Origin of the sequence: Acinetobacter sp. (assembly GCF_036666595.1) — a bacterium.
In the GTDB taxonomy this organism is placed as follows: Bacteria; Pseudomonadota; Gammaproteobacteria; order Pseudomonadales; family Moraxellaceae; genus Acinetobacter.
Window position 1 is genome coordinate 227,213 of record NZ_JAVWVO010000005.1, and the last position, 6,982, is coordinate 234,194.

Genomic DNA, 6,982 nt, shown 5'->3' on the forward strand with positions numbered 1-6,982 from the left:
GATAGACACTGTGACTAACTCAAGCATATTAGGTTGCAATTTTTGACTATATATCAAAATACTCGACTTATTTGTTTAAAAATTAATCAGATATATTTGAAATAGTCCAATTTAGTTCTGGTTCAAGCAAAAGTTGTAAGATAGGTCTCAAACTTTCTGCATTATTTCCACTGACATAACATTCAATTCGAACATCACCATCATGATTTTGTTCAAATAATAACTCATTTTTGATTAAAATACGGGCTGTTTGTCGTGCAACTGCCAGTCCAGAGTCAATTAATGTCAGTTTCTGACCAAAAATAGATTGTATCGCTATTTTCAAAAAAGGGTAATGGGTACAGCCTAAAACTAAGTAATCTGCGCCCTGATCAACAACGGGTTGTAAAATATCTTTTAAAATAGCTAAACATGCCGCACTCATCTGCGCGCCGCTCTCAACAAAAGGCACTAAATCTAAGCAGGTCACTGGAATCACCGTGACTCCCGAAGGCTGTGCAAACTTATCAACGACGTCTTTAATGAGCTGCCCGCGAAAGGTCGCAGGGGTCGCTAGAACAGCCACAGTCTTGGATTTGCTTTGCAATACCGCAGGTTTTAGGGCAGGAACAAGGCCGATAATCGGGAAATTATCGCCATAGTGCTCGCGTAAATAATCCAAACTAAAGGCTGAAGCAGTATTACACGCCACAACTGCAACCTTACAGCCTTTGCGGTAAAGCCACTCAATCGCTTGTGCAGTCAATTCTCGAATATTTTGATCATCGCGCGGCCCATAAGGCACATGTGCGGTATCGGCAAAATAAATAAAGCGTTCATGCGGCAAATGCTTGGCAATTTCTTGAGCGATGGATAAGCCGCCTATTCCCGAATCAAATATCCCGATTGGCGCATTGGCTGTCGCTTTTGGCATGGGGTTGATCAGAGGAAATAAGGGCTGAATGGCACTCATGAGGACTCGTTGCAGTATAAAGTTAAAAGATCAATCAAGCTTAAACCTCAGGTGCCTAATTGCAATAGCAAATCACCACTTTGTAAGCTCAGTTTGGCTTGACCTTCCGCATCTTCCGCTAGCTCACCCATTTCCACCAAATGAAAAAAAGCAGCACGCTGAATCAGTGCATTGATGCCAAAGCGAACATGCACATAAGGGCGTAGCTCCCCTTGGAAGGCACGCATAAAAATGGGATGGTCTTCATCAACAATCACCACATCATGTGTGGTCGTCGTCAGTTGTAGGTAGATTTTTCCTGCGATTTCGACTTGATCGACCTGATTGACAAATAAAGGTTCATCTTCAACCTCGATTTCAATCTGCTCGACCGGGGTTTTGAGATAAAACTTATCTTCTTCTTTCCAAAGTACCGTTGCAAACAGCTCAATCATGGCTGGACGTTTGATCAATTGACCTTCGTGCCACCATTCTCCATTGGCTAAAACCTTCAAATCCATTGCGCCACAATGCTTTGGGTGCCATTGATCTAAAGGGGGGATTGACCTTTTGTGACCGGACTGTCCATCTTTTATGTATTGTGCAATATCGGTTAAGTTTTTATTATCAGCAATAGCTACTTTTTTCGTCGGATTTGCTGAGTTGTGCTGCTTATCCATAAAATTCATGCCTGTCTGACGGAAAAATAATATGATTCAGCCAATTGGCTAGAACTCGGTTTAAACCTATACTAGCTCACAATATAAAAGACACGATGATAAATTTTGTGTCTGGGAACTAAGAACACTCATGGCAGCACCGTTCTTTGAGTCAAAACGGTTGCCACCTTTAACCATATGAGGAGTCCTACATGGAACACATCGAACGTGAATCGATGGAGTTTGACGTAGTCATCGTTGGCGCAGGCCCTGCTGGCCTTTCTGCTGCGATTAAAATTCGTCAACTTGCAATTGAAAACAACCTTAATGATCTGTCCGTTTGTGTCGTAGAAAAAGGCTCTGAAGTTGGTGCGCATATCCTTTCAGGTGCTGTGCTCGAACCGCGTGCGATCAATGAGTTGTTCCCAAACTGGAAAGAAGAAGGCGCGCCTTTAAATGTTCCGGTAACTGAAGATAAAACGTATTTCTTAATGTCTGCTGAAAAGTCACAAGAAGCGCCGCACTGGATGGTTCCTAAAACCATGCATAATGATGGCAACTATGTGATTTCACTCGGTAACGTGGTGCGTTGGTTAGGCCAAAAAGCTGAAGAATTAGAAGTTTCTATTTTCCCAGGTTTTGCTGCATCTGAAATTCTTTATCATGCCGATGGTACGGTTAAAGGTATCCAAACAGGTGATATGGGGATTGGTAAAGATGGTGAACCAACACATAACTTTACCCCAGGCTATGAACTACATGCCAAATACACGATTTTTGCGGAAGGCTGTCGTGGTCATTTAGGTAAGCGCCTAATTGCCAAGTTCGATCTCGATAAAGATGCAGATCCTCAACACTATGGTATCGGCATCAAAGAACTGTGGGAAATTGACCCTGCAAAACACAAACCAGGTTTGGTGATGCACGGTGCAGGTTGGCCTCTAGCTGAAACCGGTTCTTCTGGTGGTTGGTGGTTATATCACGCTGAAAACAACCAAGTTACTTTGGGTATGATCGTGGATTTATCTTACGAAAACCCACACATGTATCCATTTGCAGAAATGCAACGCTGGAAAACACACCCACTGATTAAGCAGTATCTTGAAGGTGGTAAGCGTATTTCTTATGGCGCACGTGCTGTTGTCAAAGGTGGTTTCAACTCACTGCCGAAGTTTACCTTCCCAGGTGGCTCTTTAATTGGTGATGATGCAGGCTTCCTAAACTTCGCTAAAATTAAAGGCTCACATACGGCCATGAAATCTGGCATGTTGTGTGGCGAAGCGGTATTCGAAGCGATTCAAGCAGGCGTTGAAAAAGGTGGTGACCTTGCCATTGCACGTGTGCTTGAAGGTGAAGACTTCTTTGCAAAAGAGTTAACAGCTTACACAGACAAGTTCAACAACAGCTGGTTAAAAGAAGAGTTATATCGTTCTCGTAACTTTGGTCCAGCAATGCACAAATTTGGCACGTTCGGTGGTGGTGCATTTAACTTCATCGACCAAAATGTGTTTAAAGTCCCGTTTACACTGCATGACTTAGTGCCTGACTTCAGCACACTGAAAACTGTAGATGCAGCAACAGTGAAACCGAACTATCCAAAACCAGATGGTAAGTTGACCTTTGACCGTTTATCTTCAGTATTTGTATCAAATACTGTGCATGAAGAAAATCAGCCAGCACACTTGAAACTGACTGATGCTTCTATTCCTGTAAATGTAAACTTACCAAAATGGGACGAACCAGCTCAGCGCTACTGCCCTGCTGGTGTTTATGAAATTATGGAAGAGAACGATGGTTCGAAGCGTTTCCAAATTAACGCAGCTAACTGTGTGCACTGTAAAACGTGTGATATTAAAGATCCATCTCAGAACATTACTTGGGTAACTCCTGAGGGTGGTGGTGGTCCTAACTACCCGAATATGTAAATTGAAAAACCCGCTTCGGCGGGTTTTTTTATCATCAAAAACTTAATTCCCTGAATCTCTTAAGCTTCTCATTGCAATCTAATCTACAAATGAAACTCTTGGATTTAATGTTATTATATTATTAACACCCTTATTCTATTGATAGAAATCACTCACCCCTCTAATACTATCCAAATCAGTTTATTTTTACGTAAAATCATTATGTGTTATTTTATGATGACATCATATTTTTTCTTAAAATTAGTCATCCCACCAAAAGCTCCACCTCTAAAATTACCATCTAATAAAATATAATAATTACCTTTAACTTTAGGTACTCCATATATTCTTATAGAATTTTGATAAAGAAAGTCATTATCCCCTACTTTTTTCTATATTAATACCTTAGTTATCAGGTAAATCTGTTTTAATAACAAGTTCACCAAATATATTTAGTTTCTCAATTTCTATTCTATTATCATATTTCTCACCATACTTCATTTCTGGCAAATTATTAGGTTCAATCTTTATTTGATGACTGCAACCTAAAATAAAAAAATACTAACAAGATACCCAGAGTAAAAAAACTTTTTCATATTTTCCTCACTATCCAAATAAAACCCATCCAAACTCTCTTGATAGTTAGCTATTTTATTATTGGCTTCAAATGTTTGTTTTCCAAACACTCTCGTTTTCAGACTCGAAGTAAAAGACTTTCCAGCCATTCTTATTTAATTGCTTTACAATTCTCTCTTAAGAAAAAATTATTCTTTCATTAATTTTTTTAGATTTTATATTACTAATATCAAAACCTATATCTGTAACGCCTTGTTTTGGATAGTTAACATCTGAGACAAAAAACCAAATTTTCTAAATTATTAAAAACTAAAACTGTGTGGTCATATCCATATTTTAAATTTAGTTTACTTTCTTCATTTACATTTAAGTTTGGTCGTATAAATCCAACACTTGCACCTAAACTATATTGTGAAAAAACTTAGCATTACTATTAATTAAATTTTCACTAGGGTTGCCAGCCACAACGCTAATAACCTAATCAGCTTCATTCATTTCTTGTTCATGTTTGCTCATCGTCTCAGATGACGAATTACAAGCGGCTAAACTCGATAACAATGTGATTACCAAAAATCGAATAATTTTCTTTAAAATCATCCTGTATCTCGACTTTAATTATTAGATTTTTCAATCATTTTAACCTTACTAATACAACTAAATTATTTTCAATACAACCATAGAATTTTCATACAGCATACTAAAAAATATTAATAAATACACATGACGGCTTTATCTTCACTAATTGAATAACTTATCTTTAGAAAAATCATATAAATCAATTAAATGCTTAAACATGTTCCCCTTTATCCAATAATTAATAGTGACTTGATTTAAACAACCATATTAAGATTATTTAAACAAAAACACATTACTTAAAAAACCCACTTAATTTTATTTACTGCAAAACAATCAAATCATATTTTTTTCTAAAATTAATATTACCACCATATGCATTTCTAGTCTGCCCCTCTAATATAATTTCATATTTTCCATTTTTAATGGGGGTCCCTTTAACTTCAATTGTATTATCACTATAAGGAGGCTCTCCAACACCAGTATTTAAAACCAAACCAGAATCATTAGTGATATTGCTATCAACAAATAAGTCATCAACCAATATAACTTTCTCAATTTCAATTTTAACGTTATAAGATTTTCCTACCGAAGCTTTTGGCAAATTATCAGGTGTTATAGTCGGAGTATTACTACAGCCTAATATAAAAAAAGCTGACAATAAAAGTAAATATATATTTTTCATAAATTTCCTAATTCAATGTCTTTTCAACAACAATAAACCAATATAAATTACTAGAAAAAAAACTCAGTTCTTGATCTTTAATTTTTTGATTACTTCCCCAAGTTGCACAATAAGCTGATACTATTTCACTATGTTGAGTTGATGAAGTAATTAATTGTCCTTTTTTTGTTTTAATATTATCTGTAAATACAATCCAATGTGAAGGACCTCTAACTTTAAGTTTGCTAAATCGAGGAATTTCTGGCTGCCCTTCTACAATAGCACCCATTGTTAATGCTATCAAATAATGATTTTGCATCGAAAATGCATTTGCTTTTATTAAGCTATCAACACGGCTACTGTAATTTCTTTCAGTATATACTATTTTATAACCAATATTCTTTAACCAACGCTCCATATCTGATGGTAGAGTAAATGCCGTAAAACCATTAAAACTATCACCTACAATATTCTGACTTTCTGCTGTATTATAATCAAAAACTGAATTCTCTGAATCTCTTAAACTCCCCATTGTTATCCAATCTACTGGTGAAATTCTTGGATTTAATGTTATTTTATTATTAACACCTTTATTCTCCTTATAGAAACCATTCACTTTTCTAGCACCATCTAAAGAAGGTTTTATATTAAGATTATTAACCTTTACCTCTCCCTTCTCCCATAACTCTTTTACTATTTTAGCATATATTTTCTTATTGCTATTTAAAACGCAATAAAAGAACGCAGCTGGCCCGCACAAATATGTACTACGTTGATTTGGGTATGGATCTTTAATTCTACTATATAAACTAGTCTCAACACGTTCTTTAGTAAAAGGATCATTTGAATTACCGGGAGGGTATTTTTCTTCAATAAAAATCCTATTCGATGGTAGATTCACTTCCACAATATTTGGATTATTAGGTTGTGTCTGTTTCGTAACATTGTTTGTTTCTTTATATTTAACAATATCTAATTTAACATTATATCTATTTTGAGAACAAAACTCTTCAATTCTGTTTACACTCAAATATCTTTTAATAACATGAACTTCAGCACCACTATTAGATATTCTAAATAAATCAAAAATTAAAATACATTCTTTTAGTTTAGCAGGATCATTGACAACTATTTTTAAAATGTGAGTTCTAAAATTATTAGTTGACTTAATCAATAAATTTTTTGAATATGGTGATATTTTATTATTACTCTGGTCTAAATAATTAATATTTTTAACAGGATCATAAACTCGCAATGAATATCTCAAATCATTAATATCAACATTAGATTCCAAAGAAACATATGGATAAAAATCGTAATTAGCCATTATCTATCTCATCAATATTTATAAGCTCATCATTTATTAAATGTAAATCCACTTTTTCAGGTTGAATTGTTGTTATTGTTTTAGTATAGCCATTATCATCTGTTATACCTTCTACCTTACTTCCATTCGCTAAGAAAAAGTAATACTTCATATTTCTCTTAATATTTCCGTCATTATCTTTCACCAGCATTTTCAAATCATATGCATTTTTTTCACCTATTTTAGGTAAGCTGATGCTAGAACTAATAACTTTCCCACCATCCAAAAACTGATGCTGCCCCGCCTTACTCTCAAACTTTCCAGCAGTGGTCGGTAATACCCCTGCACCACTAATCTCAATTTGACTAC

5 protein-coding genes and 1 pseudogene are annotated in these 6,982 nt (G+C 35.5%); 1 reads left to right on the forward strand and 5 read right to left on the reverse strand.

Features of this window, described 5'->3' with window-relative positions:
• Positions 1–82: 82 nt before the first annotated feature.
• Positions 83–952 (reverse strand): glutamate racemase, encoded by an 870-nt coding sequence (gene murI, locus RR876_RS09195; RefSeq protein ID WP_332477163.1) that lies wholly within the window; start codon positions 950–952, stop codon positions 83–85.
• Positions 953–999: 47 nt separating this feature from the next.
• The gene (locus RR876_RS09200) at positions 1,000–1,611 is read right to left on the reverse strand and encodes a DUF1285 domain-containing protein (protein WP_224467594.1); all 612 of its coding nucleotides are present in this window, start codon (positions 1,609–1,611) and stop codon (positions 1,000–1,002) included.
• Between the two features lie 191 nt (positions 1,612–1,802).
• On the opposite strand from RR876_RS09200, the gene RR876_RS09205 reads away from it, so the two are divergent.
• Positions 1,803–3,515 (forward strand): electron transfer flavoprotein-ubiquinone oxidoreductase, encoded by a 1,713-nt coding sequence (locus RR876_RS09205; protein WP_004692627.1) that lies wholly within the window; start codon positions 1,803–1,805, stop codon positions 3,513–3,515.
• Positions 3,516–4,965: 1,450 nt separating this feature from the next.
• Here RR876_RS09205 and RR876_RS09210 read toward each other — a convergent pair.
• The 3 genes and pseudogenes from RR876_RS09210 to RR876_RS09220 form a co-directional block, all read right to left on the reverse strand.
• Entirely contained in the window at positions 4,966–5,328 is a 363-nt protein-coding gene (locus RR876_RS09210) for a hypothetical protein (protein WP_332477161.1), read from the reverse strand.
• A gap of 7 nt (positions 5,329–5,335) precedes the next feature.
• A complete protein-coding gene (locus tag RR876_RS09215; protein ID WP_332477160.1) occupies positions 5,336–6,634 on the reverse strand; it encodes a hypothetical protein in 1,299 nt (432 codons plus the stop codon).
• A pseudogene (locus tag RR876_RS09220) lies at positions 6,627–6,982 on the reverse strand (type VI secretion system tip protein VgrG); the annotation flags it as partial. The pseudogene RR876_RS09220 and the gene RR876_RS09215, both read right to left, overlap by 8 nt.

Bases quoted from the DNA above. Each gene is read 5' to 3' on its own strand.
- murI (WP_332477163.1), bottom strand. From the start codon at position 952: ATGAGTGCCATTCAGCCCTTATTTCCTCTGATCAACCCCATGCCAAAA.
- RR876_RS09200 (WP_224467594.1), bottom strand. From the start codon at position 1,611: ATGGATAAGCAGCACAACTCAGCAAATCCGACGAAAAAAGTAGCTATT.
- RR876_RS09205 (WP_004692627.1), top strand. From the start codon at position 1,803: ATGGAACACATCGAACGTGAATCGATGGAGTTTGACGTAGTCATCGTT.
- RR876_RS09210 (WP_332477161.1), bottom strand. From the start codon at position 5,328: ATGAAAAATATATATTTACTTTTATTGTCAGCTTTTTTTATATTAGGC.
- RR876_RS09215 (WP_332477160.1), bottom strand. From the start codon at position 6,634: ATGGCTAATTACGATTTTTATCCATATGTTTCTTTGGAATCTAATGTT.